At 22.5% G+C, this 26251-nt stretch carries 22 protein-coding genes, 6 tRNA genes, 2 rRNA genes and 1 other RNA gene; 14 read left to right on the top strand and 17 right to left on the bottom strand.

Annotated features, from left to right (window positions below; all coding sequences use genetic code 11):
• Nucleotides 1-39: 39 nt before the first annotated feature.
• The 5 genes from GJU04_RS00165 to recA all read right to left on the bottom strand — a co-directional run bounded on the left by GJU04_RS00165 (nt 40) and on the right by recA (nt 4310).
• Nucleotides 40-112, bottom strand: a tRNA-Arg gene (locus GJU04_RS00165).
• Between the two features lie 11 nt (nt 113-123).
• Nucleotides 124-209, bottom strand: a tRNA-Ser gene (locus GJU04_RS00160).
• Between the two features lie 89 nt (nt 210-298).
• Nucleotides 299-490 (bottom strand): carbon storage regulator CsrA, encoded by a 192-nt coding sequence (gene csrA, locus GJU04_RS00155; protein WP_168892902.1) that lies wholly within the window; start codon nt 488-490, stop codon nt 299-301.
• Nucleotides 491-602: 112 nt separating this feature from the next.
• A complete protein-coding gene (gene alaS, locus GJU04_RS00150) occupies nt 603-3242 on the bottom strand; it encodes an alanine--tRNA ligase (protein ID WP_168892901.1) in 2640 nt (879 codons plus the stop codon).
• A 72-nt stretch (nt 3243-3314) separates the two neighbouring features.
• On the bottom strand, nt 3315-4310 hold the full coding sequence (gene recA / locus GJU04_RS00145) for a recombinase RecA (RefSeq protein WP_168892900.1): 996 nt from the start codon (nt 4308-4310) through the stop codon (nt 3315-3317).
• 114 nt (nt 4311-4424) lie between these two features.
• Between recA and GJU04_RS00140 the strand changes: the two genes are divergently transcribed.
• Nucleotides 4425-4676, top strand: coding sequence for a sulfurtransferase TusA family protein (locus GJU04_RS00140; protein ID WP_168892899.1), 252 nt, complete (start codon nt 4425-4427; stop codon nt 4674-4676).
• Here GJU04_RS00140 and rsmD read toward each other — a convergent pair.
• A complete protein-coding gene (gene rsmD / locus GJU04_RS00135; protein ID WP_168892898.1) occupies nt 4671-5261 on the bottom strand; it encodes a 16S rRNA (guanine(966)-N(2))-methyltransferase RsmD in 591 nt (196 codons plus the stop codon). The two genes, GJU04_RS00140 and rsmD, sit on opposite strands and share 6 nt — an antisense overlap.
• Nucleotides 5262-5389: 128 nt before the next feature.
• Here rsmD and ftsY point away from each other — a divergent pair, with 128 nt between their 5' ends.
• The 6 genes from ftsY (at nt 5390) to metG (ending at nt 12089) form a co-directional block, all read left to right on the top strand.
• Nucleotides 5390-6334, top strand: coding sequence for a signal recognition particle-docking protein FtsY (ftsY, locus tag GJU04_RS00130; protein ID WP_168892897.1), 945 nt, complete (start codon nt 5390-5392; stop codon nt 6332-6334).
• A gap of 63 nt (nt 6335-6397) precedes the next feature.
• Nucleotides 6398-7276 (top strand): RNA polymerase sigma factor RpoH, encoded by an 879-nt coding sequence (gene rpoH / locus GJU04_RS00125; RefSeq protein WP_168892896.1) that lies wholly within the window; start codon nt 6398-6400, stop codon nt 7274-7276.
• A gap of 68 nt (nt 7277-7344) precedes the next feature.
• On the top strand, nt 7345-7869 hold the full coding sequence (ssb, locus tag GJU04_RS00120) for a single-stranded DNA-binding protein (RefSeq protein WP_168892895.1): 525 nt from the start codon (nt 7345-7347) through the stop codon (nt 7867-7869).
• Between the two features lie 43 nt (nt 7870-7912).
• Nucleotides 7913-9844, top strand: a complete 1932-nt coding sequence (locus GJU04_RS00115; protein WP_168892894.1) for an exoribonuclease II — start codon at nt 7913-7915, stop codon at nt 9842-9844.
• 25 nt (nt 9845-9869) lie between these two features.
• Entirely contained in the window at nt 9870-10391 is a 522-nt protein-coding gene (locus GJU04_RS00110; protein ID WP_168892893.1) for a metal-dependent hydrolase, read from the top strand.
• A 69-nt stretch (nt 10392-10460) separates the two neighbouring features.
• Entirely contained in the window at nt 10461-12089 is a 1629-nt protein-coding gene (gene metG, locus GJU04_RS00105) for a methionine--tRNA ligase (RefSeq protein WP_168892892.1), read from the top strand.
• 50 nt (nt 12090-12139) lie between these two features.
• Here the strand turns inward: metG and alr are convergent, their stop codons facing one another.
• Nucleotides 12140-13222 carry an alanine racemase gene (alr, locus tag GJU04_RS00100; RefSeq protein WP_168892891.1) on the bottom strand — a complete coding sequence of 361 codons (1083 nt, stop codon included), beginning with the start codon at nt 13220-13222 and terminating at the stop codon, nt 12140-12142.
• 207 nt (nt 13223-13429) lie between these two features.
• On the opposite strand from alr, the gene hspQ reads away from it, so the two are divergent.
• Nucleotides 13430-13750, top strand: coding sequence for a heat shock protein HspQ (gene hspQ, locus GJU04_RS00095; RefSeq protein WP_168892890.1), 321 nt, complete (start codon nt 13430-13432; stop codon nt 13748-13750).
• A 74-nt stretch (nt 13751-13824) separates the two neighbouring features.
• On the opposite strand, the gene gltX is transcribed toward hspQ, so the two are convergent.
• Entirely contained in the window at nt 13825-15228 is a 1404-nt protein-coding gene (gene gltX, locus GJU04_RS00090; RefSeq protein WP_168892889.1) for a glutamate--tRNA ligase, read from the bottom strand.
• 137 nt (nt 15229-15365) lie between these two features.
• On the opposite strand from gltX, the gene GJU04_RS00085 reads away from it, so the two are divergent.
• A tRNA-Val gene (locus GJU04_RS00085) sits at nt 15366-15438 on the top strand.
• A gap of 16 nt (nt 15439-15454) precedes the next feature.
• Nucleotides 15455-15527 (top strand) — tRNA-Lys (locus tag GJU04_RS00080).
• A 529-nt stretch (nt 15528-16056) separates the two neighbouring features.
• On the opposite strand, the gene GJU04_RS00075 is transcribed toward GJU04_RS00080, so the two are convergent.
• A tRNA-Arg gene (locus GJU04_RS00075) sits at nt 16057-16130 on the bottom strand.
• Nucleotides 16131-16235: 105 nt separating this feature from the next.
• Here GJU04_RS00075 and folD point away from each other — a divergent pair.
• Entirely contained in the window at nt 16236-17084 is an 849-nt protein-coding gene (gene folD / locus GJU04_RS00070; RefSeq protein WP_168892888.1) for a bifunctional methylenetetrahydrofolate dehydrogenase/methenyltetrahydrofolate cyclohydrolase FolD, read from the top strand.
• A 31-nt stretch (nt 17085-17115) separates the two neighbouring features.
• Here folD and rnpB read toward each other — a convergent pair.
• Together rnpB and rsmI are read right to left on the bottom strand one after the other, a co-directional pair.
• Nucleotides 17116-17463: RNase P RNA component class A (gene rnpB, locus GJU04_RS00065), an RNA gene on the bottom strand.
• Between the two features lie 7 nt (nt 17464-17470).
• A complete protein-coding gene (gene rsmI, locus GJU04_RS00060) occupies nt 17471-18358 on the bottom strand; it encodes a 16S rRNA (cytidine(1402)-2'-O)-methyltransferase (RefSeq protein WP_168892887.1) in 888 nt (295 codons plus the stop codon).
• Between the two features lie 88 nt (nt 18359-18446).
• Between rsmI and GJU04_RS00055 the strand changes: the two genes are divergently transcribed.
• Nucleotides 18447-18531 (top strand) — tRNA-Ser (locus GJU04_RS00055).
• Nucleotides 18532-18584: 53 nt separating this feature from the next.
• On the top strand, nt 18585-18875 hold the full coding sequence (locus tag GJU04_RS00050; protein ID WP_168892886.1) for a TusE/DsrC/DsvC family sulfur relay protein: 291 nt from the start codon (nt 18585-18587) through the stop codon (nt 18873-18875).
• Nucleotides 18876-18944: 69 nt separating this feature from the next.
• Here the strand turns inward: GJU04_RS00050 and mreD are convergent, their stop codons facing one another.
• From mreD to GJU04_RS00035, 3 genes are read right to left on the bottom strand one after another with little or no spacing between them, the layout of a single operon-like run.
• The gene (gene mreD / locus GJU04_RS00045) at nt 18945-19427 is read right to left on the bottom strand and encodes a rod shape-determining protein MreD (RefSeq protein ID WP_168892885.1); all 483 of its coding nucleotides are present in this window, start codon (nt 19425-19427) and stop codon (nt 18945-18947) included.
• Between the two features lie 3 nt (nt 19428-19430).
• Nucleotides 19431-20252, bottom strand: a complete 822-nt coding sequence (gene mreC / locus GJU04_RS00040) for a rod shape-determining protein MreC (RefSeq protein ID WP_168892884.1) — start codon at nt 20250-20252, stop codon at nt 19431-19433.
• A gap of 28 nt (nt 20253-20280) precedes the next feature.
• Entirely contained in the window at nt 20281-21327 is a 1047-nt protein-coding gene (locus tag GJU04_RS00035) for a rod shape-determining protein (protein ID WP_168892883.1), read from the bottom strand.
• A 215-nt stretch (nt 21328-21542) separates the two neighbouring features.
• Between GJU04_RS00035 and aroQ the strand changes: the two genes are divergently transcribed.
• Nucleotides 21543-21992, top strand: coding sequence for a type II 3-dehydroquinate dehydratase (aroQ, locus tag GJU04_RS00030; protein ID WP_168892882.1), 450 nt, complete (start codon nt 21543-21545; stop codon nt 21990-21992).
• Between the two features lie 25 nt (nt 21993-22017).
• On the opposite strand, the gene murB is transcribed toward aroQ, so the two are convergent.
• From murB to GJU04_RS00015, 3 genes are all read right to left on the bottom strand, one after another.
• Complete coding sequence (gene murB / locus GJU04_RS00025) at nt 22018-23070, bottom strand: UDP-N-acetylmuramate dehydrogenase (protein ID WP_168892881.1); 1053 nt, start codon at nt 23068-23070, stop codon at nt 22018-22020.
• 31 nt (nt 23071-23101) lie between these two features.
• Nucleotides 23102-23218: ribosomal RNA gene (gene rrf / locus GJU04_RS00020) — 5S ribosomal RNA — on the bottom strand.
• 62 nt (nt 23219-23280) lie between these two features.
• Nucleotides 23281-26212: ribosomal RNA gene (locus GJU04_RS00015) — 23S ribosomal RNA — on the bottom strand.
• Nucleotides 26213-26251 lie beyond the last annotated feature (39 nt).

Raw genomic sequence — 26251 nt, 5'->3', positions numbered from 1 at the left:
AAATTAAAAAATAAATGTATTAAAAAATTATTTTTTATTTGCATCCGGGAGGATTTGAACCCCCGACCACTCGGTTCGTAGCCGAGTACTCTATCCCCTGAGTTACGGATGCTTTAATATTTTCGGTGAGAGAGAGATTCGAACCCTCGATGCAGAAACTACATACACCCTTAGCAGGGGTGCGCCTTAAACCACTCGGCCATCTCACCAATTACATTAATTAGTATTATATACCATTATAACTTTAATAAAAACTTTGTCAAATTAATTATTTTTTGTTTTTTATAAAAAAATAAAATTATTTTAACGAATTTGTTTTTTGATTTTTCTCAGCTTGTATACGTTGATATATTTCTTCACGATGAACAGCAATTTCTCTAGGAGCATTCACACCTATTCGAACTTGATTTCCTTTTATTCCTAATACTGTTACCATAACTTCATCACCGATCATAAGTGTTTCGCCTACTCGACGAGTAAGAATAAGCATCCTTTTCTCCTTAAAATAATAAAATATAAAATATCTATTATTTTTGTATTTATTTTTAAATAATTTTAAATTCTATTTAAAATATTTTTAATAAAATTAACTTAATTTAAAATTAATCTAATTTATTTATTTTATTTAAAATAAATAATCTTATCTTAGATAAGAAAAAATAATATTCATCTTCATTAAGATTAATATTTCCTTGTGCTATATTAGCACATCCATTTACTTTACAACTATTTTTATCTAAATTTTTTTGGATAATTTCTTTAGCATTTATGTTTTTGGTAATATTTGTTGTAATTTTTATAATAAAAAAGATTTTTTTTTCCCATTTTGTAGATAGAAATATGATTGTTTTTTCAAATTTTTTTAATAATTTTTTTATAATATAATTAAATAATTTAGGATTAAAATTATATATTTTACTTATTATTAAATTAATATTATTTATTAAAATAATATTTTTTATTAAATTTTTTTCTTCTTTTAAAGAAATATATTGTTCTAATTCTTTAATATTATTTTTTAATATATTAGTTTTTTTTTTATATAATAAAATACTTTTTATTAAATTTTCCTCATCTGTTTTAAATATATTAGAAATAATTTTAGTATTTTTGTTTTGTTTTTGAATATATTCTAAAGCTAAATTATGAGTTATTGCATGTATACGTTTTATACCATTTGCAATATTTAAAAATTTTATAATTATAAAAAAACCAATTTCTTGAGTATTTAATACATGTGTTCCACAACAAAATTCTTGTGAAATATTTTCAATATTTACAATTCTTACTGTTTCAGTATATTTATTATGAAATAAATTAATAATATTATTATTATTTTGTAATTCTGTTTTTTTTTTAAAATATGTATTTATAGGTATATTTTTAAATATATAATTATTAATTTTTTTTTCAATATTAAAAATATCTTGTAATTCTATTGGATTTTTATATGAAAAATCAAATCTTAAATATTTATTAGTAATTAGAGATCCTTTTTGTTCGATATAATTCCCAAATTTTTTACGTAAGATAGAATGTAATAAATGTGTTGCAGAATGATTTCTACTAATCATTAAGCGATTTATTATATTTATTTTAGAATATAAATAATCATTTATTTTTAATGATCCTAAAATCATTTTACCAATATGAATAATTAAATTACCTTGTATTTTTGTATTATAAACTTGAAATATATTTTTTTCATCTTTTTCTAAAAATCCTATATCTCCTAATTGTCCTCCAGATTCTCCATAAAAAGAAGTAACATTTAATATAATCTCTCCATAATCTCCTATATTTATTTTTTTTATTGCTTTTTCATTTAAATATATATCTAGTATTTTACTAAAAGTAGTAAAATTATTATATCCATTAAATTTTGATATTTTGTTTTTGTAATATAAATTAGTTTTTTTTTCAAAAAAAATATTTTTTCTAGATTTTTGTCGTTGAATATCCATATATTTTATAAATTCTTTTTTATCAATATTAATTTTTTTATTTATACATATGTCTTGTATTAAATCAGGTGATAATCCGAAAGTATCATATAAATAAAATATTTGTTTTCCTGATAAAAAATTATTATTTGATTTTTTAATTTCTTTTTCTAATAATAGAATTCCTGAATTTATAATTTTATTAAAACTTTCTTCTTCATTTTTAATTATATTAGTAATAAAATTAAATTTTCTAGATAAAAAATTTTTTTCTATCTTATTAATATATTTTATATATATTTTTACTAATTTATAAAAAAAAGGTTTTTTTTGTCCTAATATTCTCCCATGGTTAATAGCTCTTCTAATGATTCTTCTTAAAACATATCCTCTTTTTTCATTACTAGGTATGACACCTTCTATTATTAAATAAATAGATGATCGGATATGATCAGCTATGACTTTTAATGAATTATTTTCTAAATTTTTATTTTTAATAATCTTATTTATATCTTTAATAATTTTTTGGAAAAAATATAATTTATAATTTGAATTAACTCCTTCTAAAATACTACTAATACGTTCTAACCCCATTCCTGTATCAACTGATTTTATTGGTAAAGGTATTAATTCTCCTTTTAAATTTTTATTAAATTGGATAAAAACAATATTCCATATTTCAATAAAACGATTTCCTAAATTATTTCTAATATCACCTTCTAAATCAGAACCTAAATCATAGAAAATTTCTGTAGATGGCCCACAAGGTCCTATATCAGACATTTGCCAAAAATTATCAGAATTATAAATTATATTATTTTTATCTTTAATTAATAAAATATTTTTTTTTGGAATACCAATATTTTTATACCAGATATTATATGTTTCGATATCTGTATAATATACAGTTATATATATTTTTTTTTTTTCTAAATTAAACCATTGAGGATCAGTTAGTAATTCCCATGCATAAGAAATTGCTTCTTTTTTAAAATAATCTCCAAAACTAAAATTACCTAACATTTCAAAAAATGTATGATGTCTATTTGTAAAACCTACATTTTCCAAATCATTATGTTTCCCTCCTACTCGTATACATTTTTGAATTGTAGTAATCCTTGGATAAGGAGGTTCTTTATATCCTAAAAAATATTCTTTAAATTGATTCATCCCTGCATTTGTAAATAATAATGATGTATCATTATCAGGTATTAATGAACTTCCTTTTATTATTTTATGTTTTTTTTTATGAAAAAAATCTAAAAACATTATACGAACTTTTTCTATTTTATTTTCCATACTATAAATTATCCTTAATTATTTTTAAAAAAATATATAAATTTTTTATAAAAAATAGAATATTTATTTATATTATTTTTTTTTAAAAAAAATTTCTCGTATTTTTTTTTCTATTTTTAAAGATTGTTTTTTGTTTTTTTTTAAAAAATTTATAGCATTCATTTTTCCTTGTCCAATTTTTTCATTATTATAACTATACCATGATCCACATTTTTCAATTATCTTTTCTTTAACTCCTAAATCTAATAATTCTCCATAAATATTAATACCTTGTCCATAAATAATTTGAAATTCAGCTTGTTTAAAAGGTACTGCAACTTTATTTTTTACAACTTTTACTCTAGTTTCATTACCTATTATTTCATCTCCATTTTTTACATTACCAATTTTTCTAATATCTAATCTTATAGAAGCATAAAATTTTAGAGCATTACCACCGGTTGTTACTTCTGGATTTCCAAATAAAATTCCAATTTTCATACGAATTTGATTAATAAAAATTAAAAGTGTATTTGATTGTTTTAAATTACTTGCTAATTTACGCATAGCTTGACTCATCATTCTTGCTGCTAATCCTATATGTGAATCTCCTATTTCTCCTTCTATCTCAGCTTTTGGTGTTAAGGCAGCAACTGAATCTACGATAATAACATCAACTATACCTGATTTAGCTAATGAATCACATAATTCTAAAGCTTGTTCCCCAGTATCAGGTTGTGAACATAATAATTTATTAATATCAACATTTAATTTTTGAGCATATATAGGATCTAATGAATGTTCAGCATCAATAAAAGCACAAACCTTTTCTAATTTTTGAGCTGCAGCAATAATTTGTAATGTTAAAGTAGTCTTACCAGAAGATTCTGGTCCATATATTTCAACTATTCTTCCAATTGGTAAACCACCAATACCTAAAGCTATATCTAAAGATATAGATCCTGTTGATATTGCTTCTATATCCATAGTTCTATTATCACCTAGTCTCATAATAGAACCTTTACCAAATTGATTCTCTATTTGTAAAATAGCATCTTCCAGAGCTATTTTTTTTTTTTCTAAATTCATAATATTACCTTATATATATAAAATATAAATTTATTTATAAATTTTTACAAAAAAATTGTTTTTTTTATTATAATAAAATTATTTGTATAAATTTATTACTAATAATATATTAAAATGTTTAAAAAAAATAATTTTTATAAAAACGCAGATCATATTTTAGATATACAAGGATTACAATGTCCAAATACTATTATGATGATTAGGAAAAAGACACTTCAAATAAAAAAAAATGAAACTTTATTAATTATTACAAATGATTTATTAGTTAATATAGATATAAAATACTTTTGTCATTTTATGAATTATAACATAATTAATCAAAAAACACATGATACTAAACATTATTTTTTAATAAAAAAATTATAGTTTTTTATTTATACAAACTTTTTGATACAAAAAATATGTAACCACACCAAATGTTTTTTGTCGATATTTTATCCAATTTTTAGGTAAAAGAAAACAATTACTTTTTTTATTACATTCAATAAAAATTTTTGCATTATTTGTTAACCAATTATTTTTTTCTAATAAAATACAAGTTTTTTGTAATAAAATATTTTTTTCACAAAATGGGGGATCTATAAAAATAAGATCATATTGAATATTTGATTTTTTTGATAAAAAATTTATAGTATTATTATAAATTAAAAAAATGTTTTTTATTTTTAATAAATAAATATTTTTTTTTAATTGTTGAAATATTTTTTTATTATTTTCTATTAAGGTAGCTAATAAAGCATTTCTAGAAAGAGCTTCGAAACTTAAAATTCCAGAACCAGCATAACAATCTAAACATTTTAATTTATATAAATCGTTTTTCATAAGCCAATTAAATAAATTTTCACGGATAAAACACATTGTAGGTTTTAAAATTTTATTATTTATAACTTTTATTTTTTTACCTTTCCATTTTCCTGATATAATATTAATATTATTATATTTTTTTTTCATAGTTTATATAAAATTACTATTAATAATAATTACTTTAAAATTATTTTTGTTATATTATTTAAATAATAATTAATTTTAATTAAATCAAGTATTTTATTACTAGATAATTTAAAGATTTTTGTAAAAAAATGATAAATAAAAAAAGTAAAGACAAAATAGGGTTTTTTAATTATTTAAAAAAAAAATTAATTAAAACAAGTAAAAATATTAGTAAAGAAATTTTCAATCTTTTTAAAAAAAAAAATATTATTGATGAAAAATTATTTAATAAATTACAAGAAAAATTAATTATTTCTGATGTAGGAATACATACTACAAAAAAAATTATTAATTTAACAAAAAAATATATTAAATCAAATAAATTAGAAAGTTCTTCTCAATTATATAAATATATAAAAGAAGAAATGTTAAAAATTTTACTTCCAGTAGAAATTCCATTAATTATTAATAATAAAAAACCGTTTATAATATTAATAATAGGTGTTAATGGAGTTGGGAAAACAACTACAATAGGAAAATTAGCATATTATTTCTATAAAAAAAAAAAATCTGTACTTTTAGCTTCTGGTGATACTTTTAGAGCTGGAGCTCATGAACAATTATTTTCCTGGAGTAAAAAAAGTAATAGTTTTTTTATACATAATTCTAAAAAAAAGGATAGTTCAGCAATTATTTTTGATGCAATTTCTAAAGCTAAAAAAGAAGAAATAGATATTCTAATTGCAGATACATCAGGAAGATTACATAATAATTTTCTTCTTATGGAGGAACTAAAAAAAATTACACGTGTAATAAAAAAAAATAATAATATGATTATTAATGAAATAATGTTAATTATAGATTCAAATATTGGTCAAAATTCTATTAATCAACTTAGAACATTTCATGATAATATAGGAATAACAGGGATTACAATAACTAAAATAGATGGAACAGCAAAAGGTGGTATTGTTTTTTCCCTAGCAAATGAATTTAATATACCAATAAGATATCTTTGTTGTGGAGAAAAAATTACAGATTTATATTTATTTAATGCAAAAGATTTCATAAATGCAATTTTTACAGATTATTAATTAATAATTATTTTAATAAATTTAAAATTAATTATTAATATTTTTTTCTTTTTGGAGGAATTAATGTATAAAAATATATTTACCTCTAATATAAAATCTTCTGTTTTACCTATAGGTACATTAGATTCATATATACATGTAGCAAATAATTATCCTATGTTAACTTCTAAGGAAGAACAAGAATTATCAAAAAAATTATATTATAAAGGAGATTTAGAAGCTGCTAAAAAATTAATTTTATCACATCTAAGATTTGTTATACATGTAGCTAAATATTATTCTGGATATGGCTTACAACAAGCAGATCTTATTCAAGAGGGTAATATAGGATTAATGAAAGCTGTACGTAGATTTAATCCAGAAATTGGGGTAAGATTGGTCTCTTTTGCTATTCATTGGATTAAAGCTGAAATACATGAATATGTTTTACGTAATTGGAGAATTGTAAAAGTTGCTACTACAAAAGCACAAAGAAAATTATTTTTTAATTTACGAAAAGCTAAACAAAGATTAGGTTGGTTTAATCAAGATGAAATTAAAATGGTAGCTAAAGAATTAGGAGTATCTATTAAAGATGTTTATGAAATGGAATCACGTATGTCAGCACAAGATATGAATGATAATAATACAAAAGATAATTTTAAAAATAAAAAAATTAATTCTAATATCTTTCTTAAAGATCATAATTCTAATTTTGCTAATATAATTGAAAAAGATAACTGGAGTAAATTTATTTCGGGAAAATTATATAAAGCTATATTAAAATTGGATTATCGTAGTCGTAATATTATTAATTTAAGATGGTTAAATAAAAATAAAAAAAAAACTACATTACAAGAATTAGCAAATTATTATGGTATATCTGCAGAACGTATACGACAATTAGAAAAAAATGCAATGAAAAAATTACGTTTTCTTATTGGAAATTTATTTTCTATATAATTTATATTTTTTATGTAATAATCTTATTATAATTTAAAATATTAATTTTTTATTAAAAGGCTTAAAAAATGGCTAGTAAAAGAGGTGTCAATAAAGTAATTATAATCGGTTTTTTAGGCAAAGATCCTGAAATACGTTATATGCCTAATGGGAATCCTGTTGTAAATATTATAGTAGCTACTTCAAGTAATTGGAAGGATAAAAATACCGGAGAAAATAAAGAAAAAACTGAATGGCATAGAATTGTAATATTTGGAAAATTAGCAGAAATTTCTAATGAATATTTAAAAAAAGGTGCTCAAGTTTATATTGAAGGTTATTTACAAACCAGAAAATGGCAAAATCAAAATGGACAAGATAATTATATAACTGAAATAATTGTAAGTATAGGAGGAACAATGCAAATATTAAATAATTTACGACAACATGATAATAATTTATTAAATAAAGACAAAAATTCAAAAGAAATTCAAAATGATTGGAATAAAAAAACAAATATATCTAATAATATAACAGAAAAAAATAATAATGATAAATTATCTATAAATAAAAATGAAAATATTCTTGATTTTGAAGATGATCTTCCATTTTAATTATTAAAAAATTTTTAATTTTAAAAAATTCATAATTAATATTATGCTTTATAATAATATTTTACTTTTAAAACTAAAAGAAAAATTTACAAAAAATTTACCTTCTATTAAAGGTTTTGTTAAAATTTTAAATAAAAAGACAGTAATTTTAGAAACAGATAATAATGATATATATCATATTTCTTGTATTTATTTAAAAAATATAATGGAGGGGGATTATATATTAGCTAATATACAAAGTAATAATAATAAATTGAACGTTATCCCAATTAAATTATTAAAATCTAATCTTAATATTTTTGAAGGAATAGTAAAAAAAAAAACAAATATTATTTATGTTATTCCTAAAAAAAAAATTTTATATAATAATATAATAAAATGTGTTATAGGGAAAGATATAAAAAATAATTTTAAAGATGGTGATAAAGTAATTGCAAAAATTATCCAACATCCCTTATTAAAGAAGGGTAATGGTTTATTTTTAGCAGAAATAACAGAAATTTTAACTATAAATAATAAACATTTAAAACCATGGTGGAAAATTTTATTAAAATATAATCTTTCAATTAACTCTCCTAGTAATAACCTATGTAAAAAAATAGAATTTTTAGATAAAAATATACATAGAGAAGATTTAACAAAATTATTTTTTATTACAATAGATAATAAAGATACTAAAGATATAGATGATGCATTATATATAGAAAAGATATCTAAAGAGGAATTATTAATTTATATTGCTATTTCAGACCCTACTTCTTATATTAAAAAAGATAGTAAAATAGATAAAATAGCATCAGAGAGAATGTTTACAAATTATTTACCAGGATTAACAATTTCTTTATTACCTAAAAAATTGTCAGAAAATTTTTGTTCTTTACATCCGAATAAAAAAAGACCAGTTTTAATATGTAAAATAATAATTGATAAAAATGGTTTTTTAAATAAAAAAATAGTTTTTTTTACCGGGTGGATAAAATCAAAAGCAAAATTAAATTATCATGATGTTTCAGATTTTTTAGAAAAAAAAGGAATTTGGGAACCTAATAATAAAATTAAACAACAAATTTTTTTATTATATAAATTTTATTTATATCGTAAAAAATGGAATTATAAAAATATTGTAAATTTTAATAATATAGATTATAAATTTATTATTGATAATAAAGGTACTATATTAGATATAGTAATAGAAAAAAAAAGAATAGCACATAAAATTATTGAAACTGCAATGATAACAGCTAATATATGTGCATCTGAAATATTATATAAAAATTTAGGTTTTGGAATATATAATACATACTATGGATTTAATATTAATAAAATTAATAAAATAACAGAGTTATTGAATAAATATAATATTAAATATAATAAATCATTTTTAATGACTTTAAAAGGATATAAAACTATATATAATAAATTACAAGATTTAAAATTATCATTTGTTTTAAATAGAATAAAAAAATATCAATTAATTACATTATTTAATGTAAAACCAGGACCTCATTTTTCTTTAGGTTTAAAAAGATATGCTACTTGGACATCTCCTATTCGTAAATTTGGAGATATGATTAATCATAGATTAATAAAATCAATTATAAATAAAGAATATAATATAAAAAAACCTTTAGATACTATCTATATTAATATGAATCAAAAACGTTATTTATATAGACAAGCACAAAAAGATTTATATAATTTTTTATATTTACAGTATTTTAAAAATATTTCTATTCGTAATAAAATTTTCATATGTGAAATTATTGATATATTATATTATGGTATTAAAATAAGATTTATAGAAAATGGTGCTTATGCTTTTATTCCTAAAAAATTTTTAAGTAATAATTTAATGATTAATCAAGAAAAAGGGATTATATTAAATAATAATGAATTATTTTTTAAGGTTACTGATAAAATAAAAGTTATTATAAAAAAAATAAATATTAATGGTATTATTGCTAAATTAATTTAGTAAAATTTATATTAGGTAAGTTTATATGACAGTTAAAGGACATATAATATTTACAATAACTAGTAGTATTTTAATACAACATTTTATTTTTTCTAAAATTCTGTATCATGATGATTGGTGGCGTATTATTCCTGTTTCAATAATTACATGTTTATTACCAGATATTGATAATCCTCAATCTATTTTAGGACGTCAAATAAAAATTTTATCATATTTAATTAATAAAATATTTGGACATAGAGGATTTACACATAGTTTATTATCTATTTTAAGTTTTGGATTTATTATTTTTTCTATTAATTTAAAATTAAATCATATTTTTGATGTTAGATTAGGATTAATTATAGGTTATTGTAGTCATATTATTGCTGATATATTAACCCCATCTGGAGTTCCGTTATTTTGGCCTTATAAGAAAAAGTTTAGATTACCACTTATTACAAAAAAATTACTTAATGAAGATATCTTTTGTTATTTATATTTAATATTTTCTTTATATTTATTGTATCCTATTTGTAATAATATTATAATGAAGCTCTTTTATTAAAATATTTTTAAAAAATTAAATAAATTTTAATTAATTTTAAATAAATAAAAATATAATAAGTACGATATTATGTTATTAAAAAAAAAAATATTAGTTACATGTGCTTTACCCTATTCTAATGGTAGTATACATTTAGGGCATATGTTAGAACATATACAAGCAGATATTTGGGTTAGATATCATCGCATGTATGGAAATGAAATATTTTTTATTTGTGCTGATGATGCACATGGTACTCCTGTAATGTTAAAGGCTCGAGACTTAAATATAAGTACAGAAACTTTAATTAATAAAATATATTATGAACATATTACAGATTTAAAAAAATTTAATATTAGTTATGATAATTACTATACGACACATAGTAATGAAAATCTTTTTTTTTCTAGATTAATTTTTAATCGTTTAAAAAAACGAAAATTTATTAAGAAAAAAATTATTCAACAATTATACGATCTTGTACATAATATTTTTTTACCTGATAGATTTGTAAAAGGATTATGTCCTAATTGTAAATCTATAGACCAAAATGGAGACCATTGTGAACATTGTGGAGCAACATATGCTTCCATAGAATTAATTACTCCAATTTCTATTTTATCTAATACAACCCCTATATTATGTAATTCTGAACATTTTTTTTTTGATTTACCTCAATTTAGTAACTTTTTAAAAAATTGGATTTATTCTGGTGTTTTAAATAAAAAAATAAAAAATAAAATATATGAATGGTTTATTTTAGGTTTAAAACAATGGGATATAACTAGAGATGGCCCATATTTTGGTTTTAAAATACCAAAATCTATTAATAAATATTTTTATGTATGGTTAGATGCTCCAATTGGTTATATAAGTACTTTTAAAAATCTATGTGATAAGAAAAAAATTAATTTTTATGAATGGTGGAAAAAAGATTCCAATACAGAATTATACCATTTTATTGGTAAAGATATTATTTATTTTCATAGTTTATTTTGGCCTGCAATATTAGAAGGCAGTAATTTTAGAAAACCTACTAAATTATTTGTTCACGGTCATGTAACATTAAATGGATCTAAAATGTCTAAATCTAGAGGTAATTTTATTACTGCAAAACAATGGTTAAATTTTATAGATTCTGATAGTTTACGTTATTATTATGCTTCCAAACTATCATATGATATCAATGATATTGATTTTAATTTTTATGATTTTATTCATAAAATAAATGGAGATATTGTAAATAAGATTGTTAATATAGCTTCAAGAAATGCATTTTTTATTAATAATTATTTTAATGATAATTTAGCTAAAAACATTGATATATCTTTATATCTAAAATTTGTAAAAAAATCTGAAATTATACATGAATATTTTATACAAGGTAAATTTAGTCATGTTATTAAACAGATAATCATTTTATCAGATAAAGCTAATTATTATATTGATAAATATAAACCATGGTTGTTAATTAAAGATAATTTAAAAAAAAAAAAAGTTCATAGTATTTGTTCTATGGGTATTAATATGTTCCGTGTAATAATGATATATATGAAACCAATTATGCCTATTTTATCTCAAAAAACAGAAGTATTCTTAAAAAAAAAATTATGTTTTAATAATATTAAATTACCTTTAGTTAATACAAAAATTAATAAATTTAAACCTTTATTTATGAGAATAAATATAAATAATTTAAAAAAGATGATAGAAAAATAAATATAAATTTTATTATTTTTTATATTCAAGTTTTGAAATAAATTTTAAAATTATTTTAAAATTCTAGGTACTCTTTTAGATACAGAACACATTAATTCATATCCAATAGTATTGGAAGATTTAGCAATATCATCTATTTTAATATTTTCTCCCCATAATTCTACTGAATTTCCTATTTTAGCTGTTGGGATATTTGTTAAATCTATTGCAATCATATCCATAGATACATTACCTAGTATTAATGTTTTAATATCTTTGATTAAAACATATGTTTTATTATAATTAATATTCCGAGGATAACCATCAGCATAACCACATGCAACAATTCCTATTTTTTGTTTTTTTTTTGTATAATAACTACAATTATATCCTATTATATCTCCTGGATATATTTTTTGAATAGATATTATTTTACTTTTTAATGTCATTACTGGTTGTATTTTTTTTGTAGAAATATCTTTCCAATCACCTGTTGGTGATGCTCCATATAGAATAATCCCAGTTCTTATCCAATCATAATAACTATATGAATGCCATAATATTGCTGCAGAATTTGCAAATGAGCATGAAAAATTATGATAAATGCTAATATTATTTTTAATACTATTTATTTGCTTTTTTACAAAATAAGAATTTTGAGATGCATCAGCAAAATGAGTCATTAAAGTTATATTATTAACATTAATTTTATTTTTAATAATACTTATTATTGAAGTAATATCTTTTACAGGAAATCCTAATCTATTCATCCCAGTGTTAATTTTTATATATATATTAATAGGATATTTTGATTTATATTGAATTAACTTATTAAGTTGCCATTTATTATGTATTGTAATAGTTAAAAAATATTTATAAATTATACATAATTCTTCTTTATTAAAGAAACCTTCTAATAATAGAATAGGTTTTTTACAACCATTTTCTCTTAAAATTATAGCTTCATCTAATGTTAAAATAGCAAAACCATCACTATTATTTTTTATAATAGAATAAATATTTTTAATACCATGACCATACGCATCTGCTTTTAATACTAACCAAATTTTAGATTTATATGCAATTTTTTTTATTATTTTTAAATTATTTTTTAATGCACTGCTATTAATAATAGCACAAATAGGCCTTACCATATATTTTTTCTCTTTTTTTAAAATAAAAGTTTAATATATAAATATTATTATAATAAAAAATTATTTTATTTATAATTTTTATAAAAAAATTATACTAAAAAATACAAAAATTAATTTAATTTTAATTTAAATAAATATTTAATTTTAGAAAAGTTTATTATATAATTAATATTAAAACTGTAATATTTCTTAGAAAGGATCTTAATAATGATTACCAGTAAATTTGGTATTGGTCAACAAGTAAGACATAAATTATTAGGTTTTTTAGGAGTTATAGTTGATGTTGATCCAGAATATTCTTTACGTGACCCTAAAATTAATGAAGTTGCTGAAATTAAAACATTACGTAGTAAACCATGGTATCATGTAGTTATGGAAGATGATAATGGACAGCCAGTACATACATATTTAGCTGAAGCTCAATTGTCAGGAGAACCTCTTGAAAATGAATATTCAGAAAATTCTTCATTAGACGAATTATCAGCTGCAATAAAAAAACAATTAATAAAACCTAGATTAAGAAATTAATATAAGCGGGGGAAATATAAATCTATTCATCCGCTTATTTTTTTAATATATATTATGGTTCATATAGTTAAAGATTATTTAAGTTGAATAAAATTTATTGCATTATTAATATGATACAAAGTTTTTTTTTTACCCATTAAATAAATTATATGATTAATCGGAGGGGTATTTTTTATCCCAGTTATTGCTAAACGTAAAGTCATAGCTATTTCTTTATAAGAAATATTTAATTTTAATAAAATTTTATTAAAAATATTATTAATATATTCTATAGACCATAATTTTATATTAGTTATTTTTAACTTAAATAGTTCTAAAATTATTTGAGTATTTATATTTAAATAATTTTTAATCAATAGATTATTATAATTTGGATTTTTATAAAAAATAAAACATAAATTATTTATTTCTTCTAATGTATTAAATCTTTTATTAAAGATTGTATATAAATTTTTTAATTTAGGACCATTATTAATGTTAATATTATTTTTATTACAAAAATTTTCTAAATAATTAAGCATCTCACTTTTTGATAATTTACTTAAATAATATTTATTAAACCAATTTAATTTATCTATATCAAAAATACTAGATGATTTATTTAAATTTTTTAAATTAAATAATTTTTTCATTTCTTTTAAAGAAAAAATTTCTTTATTACCATAAGACCATCCTAAACGTAAAATATAATTTAATAATGCAATAGGTAAATAACCTTTTTTTTTATATTTTAAAATATCTAAATTATTATTTCTTTTAGAAATTTTTTTTCCTAATTTATCGGTAATTATAGAAACATGCGTATAAATAGGAATATTCGCTCCCACAGCATTAATAATATGAATTTGTTTAGGTGTATTATTTATATGTTCTTCCCCTCTAATAACATGAGTTATTTTCATATCCCAATCATCTATAACTACACAAAAATTATAAGTAGGCATACCATCTGTTCTTTTAATTATAAAATCATCTAATTCATTATTATCGATTATTATTTTCCCTCTAATTGTATCTATAAATGTAATATATTTATTTTTAGGGATATGTATTCTTACAGTATAAGGTAATTGTTTATTAACTTTTAATTTATTATTAAAACATTTACCATTATACTTAATCTTCTCTTTATTAATAATTTGTTTTTTTTTATTTTTTTCTAATTCTTCTTTAGAACAATAACATTTATAAGCTTTACCCTCATTTAACATAGTATTTATAATACTATTATATCTATTTATTCTTTTACTTTGTAAGTATGGTCCTTTATCCCAATCAATATTTAACCATTTTAAAGTATCAATAATATTTTTAATAAAAATTTTTTTTGATCTTTTAAAATCGGTATTTTCAATTCTTAATATAAAATTACCTTTATTTTTTCTAGCAAATAGCCAAGAATATAAAGCAGTACGTATATTACCTATATGTAGGTAACCAGTTGGACTTGGTGCAAATCTAGTTGTTATTTTTTTCATAAAATATAATTTTTATATAGATTAATATTCTTATATTATTATATAATTTTAAATTATTTTATTTTTATTTTAAATATTTTTAATAAAAATATTGACATTTTAGTATTAAAAAATATAGCATATAAGAATAATATTTTGGGTGATTAGCTCAGTTGGTAGAGTACCTCCCTTACAAGGAGGGGGCCGCCGGTTCAAATCCGTCATCACCCAGAAAATTTATAAATGGGGGTCGTTAGCTCAGTTGGTAGAGCAGTTGACTTTTAATCAATTGGTCGCAGGTTCAAATCCTGCACGACCCATAATAATACTTATTATTCAAAAAATAATAATTATCTTAGTAAATAATATTTTAAATAAAGATAAAAAGATAAATATATTATTTTTTATATTTATTAAAATATATATTTTAAAGATTTTAATACTATTAAAATATAATTTTTTCATAAAATTTATCTTATGAGTAAAAATAAGGTTATATTCTTATTATTTGATAATTTTATTATCTTTATCATTTATATTAGTATATTTATAAAATTATATTTACAACTATTTTTCTGAAAATAATTTTAATTTATTTTATTGAAATCTTATTAAATAAAGTTAATTTTTTATAATTAATTTAATATTGATGAAAATATGAAAAACATAAATTTTTTTTAAATAAAATTTTATAAAATATTCACAATATTATTGGTTATATAAATATTATATGTAAATAAATAATAAAGAGATATTTTAAAATACAATACTTTAATTTAAATATTTTATTTATTTATAAAATTTTTGAATAAATTTAATAATAAAGTTATTATTTTTATTGAATATTTTTGCGCTCTACAGGATTCGAACCTGTGACAAATAGCTTAGAAGGCTATTGCTCTATCCTACTGAGCTAAGAGCGCAAAATAATGATTTTGATTTATTAATCATATCATTATTATAATATATATTCAAATTAATTAAATTAATTTTAATTAATAATTTTATTTCAAAATGAGTAATTTAAAATGAATGCTAAAATTATTAATGGCAATATTATTGCAGAAAAAATATATATTAAAATTCGTAAAAAAATAAAAAATATTTTCTTAAATAAGAAAAGAAAACCTGGTTTAGGAGTAATTTTAATAGGGAATAATCCTGCATCAAAAATTTATATTAAAAATAAATTAAAAATTTGTGAAAAACTAGGTATTTTTTATACTAAATATAATTTTTCTAAAAATATCAATGAAAATAAAATAATTGAAGTTATTAATTTTTTAAATAAAAATAAATATATTGATGGTATTTTAGTTCAGTTACCATTACCTAAAACAATAAATATAATTAAAATTTTAGAAACAATACATCCATCAAAAGATGTAGATGGTTTTCATCCTTATAATATTGGACGTTTATGTCAAAGAGTTCCTTTATTACGTCCTTGTACCTCTTTAGGAATATTAAAAATATTAAAATATTATAATATTAATCTATGTGGTCTTAATGCAGTAATTGTAGGAGCTTCTAATATAGTTGGACGACCAATGGCTATGGAATTATTATTAAATAGATGTACTATTACGATTACACATCGTTTTACAAAAGATTTACATCATTATATAAAATATGCAGATTTATTAATAGTAGCTATTGGGAAACCAAACTTTATACCAGGAGATTGGATTAAAGTAGGGGCAATTGTAATTGATGTTGGGATTAATAAAATTAATGAAAATAAGATTGTAGGTGATATTGATTTTAATTTAGCAAAACAAAGAGCTTCTTATATTACCCCAGTACCTGGGGGTGTTGGACCTATTACAGTAGCAATTTTAATGAAAAATATTTTATATGCTTATGAAAAAGCATAATTTCTTCTAAAAGAAGAAATTATGCTTATTTATATAAAGTTAATTTTTAAGCCGGATTCTGTCTGAAACAGTCATTTATCTAGAATAATAATCACTTATTATTTCAAGCAGCTTACCCAGATTCATAGTACGGGTTATACGAATCTTATTTAGCCTTGCTCCTGGTGGAGTTTACATTGACGTATATTATTACTAATATACCGGTATGCTTTTACCATACCTTTTCACCCTTACCTTATTATAAATAAAAGGCGGTATTTTTTCTGTTGCACTATTCGTAAGTTTAAACTTCCCAGTAATTATCTGGCACCATACCCTATGGAGTCCGGACTTTCCTCTTTTACAGAAATTAATAAAAGCGACTGTTTTAACTAACTTTAGAATAATTATTCTACATTATTAGAATCATAATTAGTATTTTTTTTTATATAAAATTTATATAATAAATTTTTTTTAATAGAAAAAATATCAGAAGTTATTTTTATTGCTTTTTTTGTTGATAATTCTTTTTTTAATTCTAAAAATGTTCTAATTACTTTAGAAGATATTTTATAATTATTATTAGAAGATTTATATCCACTAATAACTAATACTATTTCTCCTTTTAATCTATTTAAATCTAATTTTAACCATCTAATTAGATTAGATATACTATTTCCATATATATTTTCCCATTTTTTTGTTAATTCTTTTATAAAGACTATATATCGATCTTTCCCAAAAATTTTTTTTATATCATATAAACATTTTAATACTCTATGTGTTGATTCGTAAAAAATTAATGTTCTATTTTCTAATTTTAATTCATGTAATCTTTTAATTCTTTTATTTTTTTTTTTAGATAAAAAACCTTCATAACAAAATCTATTTGTTGGTAACCCTGATATAGATAATGCTAAAATAGCAGCACATGGACCTGGGATAGGTATAATTTTTATATTAACATATTGTGTACGACATAATTGAATAATTCTATATCCTGGATCATTTATTAATGGGGTTCCTGCATCTGAAACTAATGCAATATTATATCCTTGTTGAATTTTTTCTAAAAATAATTTTATTTTTTTTTTTTCATTATATTCATAATATGAATATAATTTTTTTTTTATATTAAAATTTTTTAATAATATTCCTATTTTTCTTGTATCTTCAGCTAAAATATAATCTACTTTATTTAGGGTAATTAAAGCTCTTTTAGTTATATCATTATAATTACCTATCGGGGTAGCTACAATATATAAATTACCTAATTTAAAATTATTATTTTTCATATTTTATGATATTTAATTATTTAAAATATTCACTTTAATTGTTTTATAAAATATATTATTATATACATAATATATAGTTATATATATTGGAGGAATGGCCGAGTGGTTGAAGGCACCGGTCTTGAAAACCGGAAATAGGAAACTATTCGAGAGTTCGAATCTCTCTTCCTCCTATTTAAAATATTTTAATTATTAAAACAGATTTTATTTAAAATAAAGCATAAAAATGTATTTATATAAAAAAAATGATTCATGGAATGAAAAAATAGCAATTCAAATTGCATCTTTAGAAGATATTATTTTAACTATAAATCATTGGAAAGTAATATATACATTAAGATTTTTATATTTTAAATATAAAATAAACCCTAATTTACGTATCTTAATTAATTATTTAAAAAAAAAATATAATGATATTCATTGGGATAGTATTATACTTTTTCAATTATTTCCTAAAGGTATTTTAAAACAAGCTTTAAACATTGCTGGATTACCAAAAAATAATATATGTTTATAAATAAAAAATAATTTATTTAAATTTAGTATTTAAAACAAAACATTATCATTATAATGATAATGTTTTGTTTTATGAGAAAAAATATTTTTGACATTTATAATAAAACTTCTCCATACTATAATAAATAATAATCCATATAAAACTATTTATAATACTTTGTAAAAATAATTCTTGATAATTAAAATTTATATTATTGATATAATAAACAATAATATTAATTATGAAAGAAATATATATAATTAATAAAAATTTATAAATTATATTTAAATTTATTATTAATATATAATTATATGATAAAAAATATGTTAATATGCATAGTAATAAACTATGTATTCCTAATATATAATTAGCAAAAAAATCAATTAATAATCCTATAAAAAAACTTGTAATAATATTAATTACATATGGATATTTTAAAACCCAATAAATTAAAATTAATATTAACCAGGGTATTTGTAAAATAATATTACTATTTTTAGTACATAAAATTTGTAAAAATAATGATATTATAAAAGTTGTATAGATAAATAATCTTAAGAAATAATTTTTCATATTTTATTTTGAATTTATTAATAACATTAAATATTTTATTTTTTCTATTTGTAAAAATGGTTTTACATAAACTATATTAAAATTTTTTTTTTTATCAAAAAATATACTAGTTATAATACCTACTGGATATCCTATAGGATATTGTTCATCTAATCCAGATGTAACTAATATATCTCCTTTATTAAGAATAATATCTGTAGATATATATTCAGACTGTAAGTTTTTTGTACATCCATTACCGTGAATTATAAATTTAATATCACTATTTTTTATTTGTACTGGTAAAAAAATTTTTTTATTACAAATCAATGAAACTTGACTATTTTTATTATTATTTATTATTATTTGTCCTACAATACCTTTATCATTAAGAACTATTGTTCCTGGTACTACACCATCTTTTAATCCTTTATTAATAAATAATACATCCCTATTTATAGGGAAATACATAGGTATTATTTCAGCTAAAATACTTTTTTTTTCTTTTAAAATAGGTATTTGTAAAATATTTCTTAGATCAATATTATCATATTTAATTTTTTGTAAATTATATAATTCAATATTTTGTTTTAATATTTTATTATATAAATATTTATTTTTTTTTTTTAAAACATTATATTCTATAAAATAATTTAATGTATTTTTATATATATAAAATGGTTTATTTAAAAAAAAATAAATTGGACTAATTTTATTATTAATAGAATATCTTAATTCTATTAAATAATTAGAATATATATCAGTAATTATAATTATAATAGAAATTATTATAGTAATAATTATTCTTAATTTAAAAATAGGTTTTTTGTTAAAAATTAATTTCATAAATATATCATCTTAATTTATAATAATTTTATTCTTCACTAAATAAATCACCTCCATGTATATCAATCATATCTAGAGCTTTCCCCCCACCTTTTGCTACACAAGTTAATGGATCTTCAGCAATAGATACTGGTATACCTGTTTCTTCAATTAATAATTTATCAAAATTTTTTAATAATGCTCCACCTCCTGTTAATACCATACCTTTTTCTGCTATATCAGCAGCTAATTCTGGAGGACATTGTTCTAATGCAATCATTACAGCACTAACTATACCTGTTAGAGGTTCTTGAAGAGCTTCTAAAATTTCATTTGAATTTAATGTAAATCCTCTTGGGACTCCTTCTGCTAAATTTCTTCCTCTTACCTCCATTTCTAATAATTCTTCATTATTATTATAAGCTGAACCTATTCTATGTTTAATTCTTTCAGCTGTAGCTTCTCCAATTAAGGAACCATAGTTACGTCTTACATGATTAATAATAGCTTCATCAAATCTATCCCCCCCTATTCTTACAGAAGAAGAATATACTACTCCATTAAGTGATATAACTGCTACTTCAGTAGTTCCTCCTCCTATATCGATAACCATCGAACCTGTTGCTTCTGATACAGGCAAACCAGCCCCAATTGCAGCGGCCATAGGTTCTTCTATTAAAAAAACTTCTCTAGCTCCTGCACCTTGTGCTGATTCACGTATTGCTCTTCTTTCAACTTGAGTTGCGCCAACAGGAACACATACTAATACTCTTGGACTAGGTTTCATAAAACTATTACTATGAACTTGTTTAATAAAATGTTGTAACATTTTTTCAGTAATAAAGAAATCGGCTATAACTCCATCTTTCATAGGTCTAATTGCAGAAATATTTCCTGGAGTTCTTCCTAACATTTGTTTAGCATTATATCCAACAGCAGCTACACTTTTAGGAAAACCTGCCTTATCTTGTCTAATTGCTACTACAGAAGGTTCATTTAAAACAATTCCTTTTCCTTTAACATAAATTAAAGTATTTGCTGTTCCTAAATCTATAGATAAATCATTAGAAAACATTCCTCGAAATTTTTTTAACATGATGAAAAAACCTGACTTTATATTTTATAGTTATTTTAGTTAAATATAGTTCTTTATATTAATAATAAATAATATCATTTTATTCATAATAAATATATTATTTATTATAAATAAATAAATTTTTTAAAAATATATTTATTTTGTAAAATAAATATTTACTACTATAATAGTATTAAAGATATTTTAACTATTAAATATATATTAATAAAATAATAATGAAAAATATAAATTATCACATTTTAGTTTTAAATGGTCCAAATTTAGATCTTTTAGGTAATAGAGAGACTAAAATATATGGGAAACAATCTTTAAAAGATATTATTAATATTTTAACTAAAAAAGCTAAAAAAAATAATTGTAAATTAAGCCATTTTCAATCTAATGCAGAATATAAATTAATTAATTATTTAATTAAATATAAAAATAATTTTAATTATATTATTTTTAATCCTGCCTCTTTTACTCATACTAGTATTGCTTTAAGAGATACTTTATTAGCAATAAATATTCCTTTTATAGAAGTACATATTACAAATATATATAAAAGAGAAGTTTTTAGAAAAAAATCATTTTTTTCAGATATTTCTCATGGAGTTATTCTAGGATTAGGTACATATGGCTATGTTTTAGCTTTAAAAATAATTTTTAAAAGATTATTTATCTAAAATAAATTTTAGTAAAAAAATTACTTTATATATTTTTTTTAAAAAAAATACAAGGATCTATTTCCCCATAATTACCTATAATTTTAATTTCTGGTTCTAACCAAACTCCAAATTTTTTTCCAACTGCATTATATATTTTTATAGCTAATTTTAAAATATCTATTCCTGATGAATTATTAAATTTATTTATAATAATTAAAGATTGTCTTGAATATACCATTACCCCTTTTCTTTTATAGCCTTTAAATTTACATTTATCAATTAACCATCCTGCAGATAATTTAAAATTATTTTTTTCTAAAGTAAAAGGCATATCAGAAAATATTTTTAATAATTTAAAACCTAATATAGGAGATATAATTGGATTTTTAAAAAAACTTCCTGCATTTCCATGAATTTTTGGATGGGGAATCTTTTGTTTTCTAAGATTACAAATATAATTAAAAATTATTTGAGGAGTAATATTATTATATTTTAATTTTTTTAAATCGTGATAATCTAAATTTGGAATCCAATTTTTGGATAAAGATAGACCTACAGAAATAATTATATAATTTTTATAATTATATTTAAAAACACTATCTCTATATCTAAAATTACATTCTTTTTTATTAATTCTTTTAATTTTTTTATTGATAGGATTTATAATATCTACATATTCACAAAAATTTTGTATACTAGCCCCATAAGCTCCAATATTTTGAACTGGTGCTGATCCAACACGCCCTGGGATTAATGCTAAATTTTCTAAACCATAAATTTTTTTTCTAATTGTAAATTTTACAAGTTTATGCCAATTTTCTCCAGAATTTATATGTAAATTCCAATATTTTTTAGATTCACTTAGATAAATACCTTTTATTCTATTAATAATAACTAAACCATAAAAATTTTTTAAAAATAAAACATTACTACCTTCTCCTAAAATTATACAAGGAAATTTTTTTTTTTTATATTTATTCCATATTAAACATAATTGTTTTAACTCTTTAACTTGTACAATTTTACTAGCATTAATATTTATATTAAAAGTATTTAATTTTTTTAATGAATATTTACAAAGTTTTTTCTTATACATTATATGAAATATAAATTACTTGTATTATTATCCCTGGTATTTACCTACTCTTACATGAGGTAAACCTCACACTACCATCGGCACAACAACGTTTCACTTCTGAGTTCGGAATGGATTCAGGTGGTACCATTGCGTTATTTATACCAGGAATATTTTACTAAACTATAAAATAATTAATTAATAATTAAATCCAAACGATTCTGGTGTTGTAAGGTTAAGACTCACGGGTGTTTATTAGTACTGGTTAGCTCAACATATTACTATGCTTACACATCCAGCCTATCAACGTCATAGTCTTTAACGTCCCTTAAGGAATTTTTATAAATAATTAATAAAAATTCAGGGAAGATTAATCTTAAGATAAGTTTCGCGCTTATATGCTTTCAGCGCTTATCTTTTCCGTATTTAGCTACCGGGCAATGCTATTGGCATAACAACCCGAACACCAGAGATACGTTCACTCCGGTCCTCTCGTACTAGGAGCAAATTCTTTCAATCTTCCAACGCCCACGGCAGATAGGGACCGAACTGTCTCACGACGTTCTAAACCCAGCTCGCGTACCACTTTAAATGGCGAACAGCCATACCCTTGGGACCTACTACAGCCCCAGGATGTGATGAGCCGACATCGAGGTGCCAAACACCGCCGTCGATATGAACTCTTGGGCGGTATTAGCCTGTTATCCCCGGAGTACCTTTTATCCGTTGAGCGATGGCCTTATCATACAGAACCACCGGATCACTAAGACCTGCTTTCGCATCTGTTTGAATTGTCATTCTTACAGTTAAGCCAGCTTTTGCCTTTGTACTAACCTCACGATTTCCAACCGTGATTAGCTGACCTTAGTACTCCTCCGTTACTCTTTAGGAGGAGACCGCCCCAGTCAAACTACCTACCAGACACTGTCTCTAACCCGGATAACGGGTTTAGGTTAGAATAATAAATATTCAAGGGTGGTATTTCAAGGTTGGCTCCATACCAACTAGCGTTGATATTTCATTGCCTCCCACCTATCCTACACATCAATATCTATCAATCAATATCAAGCTATAGTAAAGGTTCACGGGGTCTTTCCGTCTTGCCGCGGGTACACTGCATCTTCACAGCAATTTCAATTTCACTGAGTCTCAGGTGGAGACAGTCTGGCCATCATTACGCCATTCGTGCAGGTCGGAACTTACCCGACAAGGAATTTCGCTACCTTAGGACCGTTATAGTTACGGCCGCCGTTTACCGGGGCTTCGATCAAGAGCTTCTTATTAAAATAATAACCCTATCAATTAACCTTCCGGCACCGGGCAGGCGTCACACCGTATACGTCCACTTACGTGTTTGCACAGTGCTGTGTTTTTAATAAACAGTTGCAGCCAGCTATTATCTTAGACTGATTTCAGCTTCAAAAGTAAATTTCTTCACTTACAATCAGCGTGCCTTCTCCCGAAGTTACGGCACTATTTTGCCTAGTTCCTTCACCTGAGTTCTCTCAAGCGCCTTAGTATTCTCTACCTGACCACCTGTGTCGGTTTAGAGTACGATTCAATATTATTTAGAGCTTAGAGGATTTTCTTGTAAGTATGGTATTAATTACTTCAATACAATAAAGTATTTCGTCATAACGCCTTAATGTTATAATTATCCGGATTTTCCTAAATAATTCATCTAAACGCTTAAACCAAGACTACCATCACCTGGCTAATCTAACCTTCTTCGTCCCCCCTTCGCGATAATAATGAGTACAGGAATATTAACCTGTTGTCCATCGATTACGCTTTTCAGCCTCATCTTAGGTTTCGACTTACCCTACCCCGATTACCGTTGGATAGGAACCCTTAGTCTTTCGGCGAATAGGTTTTTCACCTATTTTATCGTTACTCATGTCAGCATTCGCACTTCTGATATTTCCAACAAACTTCACAATTTATCTTCAACAATTTACAGAACGCTCCCCTACCCAATAAAAAAATTATTTATTGTCGCAGCTTCGGTGTATAATTTAGCCCCGTTAAATCTTCCGCGCAGGACGACTAGACCAGTGAGCTATTACGCTTTCTTTAAATGATGGCTGCTTCTAAGCCAACATCCTGGCTGTTTATGCCTTCCCACCTCGTTTCCCACTTAATTATAACTTAGGGACCTTAGCTAGCGATCTGGGTTGTTTCCCTCTCCACAACGGACGTTAGCACCCGCTGTGTGTCTCCCGTGATAACATTATTCGGTATTTGAAGTTTGCATCGGATTGGTAAATCTGGAAGATTCCCTAACCGAAACAGAGCTCTACCCCCGAATATGAATTACACGAGGCGCTACCTAAATAGCTTTCGGGGAGAACCAGCTATCTCCCGGTTTGATTGGCCTTTCACCCCTAACCACAAGTCATCCGCTAATTTTTCAACATTAGTCGGTTCGGTCCTCCAGTAAGCATTACCAAACCTTCAACCTGCTCATGGTTAGATCACCGGGTTTCGGGTCTATACCTTGCAACTAAACGCCCTTTTAAGACTCGGTTTCCCTACGGCTTCCTTATACAGTTAACCTTGCTACAAAATATAACTCGCTGACCCATTATACAAAAGGTACGCAGTCACATTTTTAAAAAATGCTCCTACTGCTTGTACGTATATGATTTCAGGTTCTATTTCACTCCCCTAACCGGGGTTCTTTTCACCTTTCCCTCACGGTACTAGTTCACTATCGGTCAGTCAGTAGTATTTAGCCTTAGAGGATGATCCCCCTATATTCAAACAAGATTTCACGTGTCTCGTTCTACTCTTTGAAATTATATTTATCATATTTTAATATACGGGACTATCACCCTATATTGTATAACTTTCCAGTTATTTCTACTAATATAATAAATACATATATTTCTGGGCTTTTTCCTGTTCGCTCGCCACTACTAAGGAAATCTCTATTGATTTCTTTTCCTCAGGATACTTAGATGTTTCAGTTCTCCTGGTTCACCTCGTCATTCTATGTATTCAAATAACGATAATATACAATTAAATATATTGGGTTTCCCCATTCGGATATCATCGACTAATAATGTTTTAAATCAACTTATCGATGCTTTTCGCAGATTAACACGTCCTTCATCGTCTCTGACTGCCAAGGCATCCGTCATATACGCTTATTTACTTAACCTTACAACCCACAATCGTTTAAATAAATTTAATATTAATT

The sequence above is a fragment of the Enterobacteriaceae endosymbiont of Donacia marginata genome (assembly GCF_012567685.1).
Lineage (GTDB): Bacteria > Pseudomonadota > Gammaproteobacteria > Enterobacterales > Enterobacteriaceae.
This window is presented reverse-complemented; position numbering and strand designations above follow the sequence as displayed.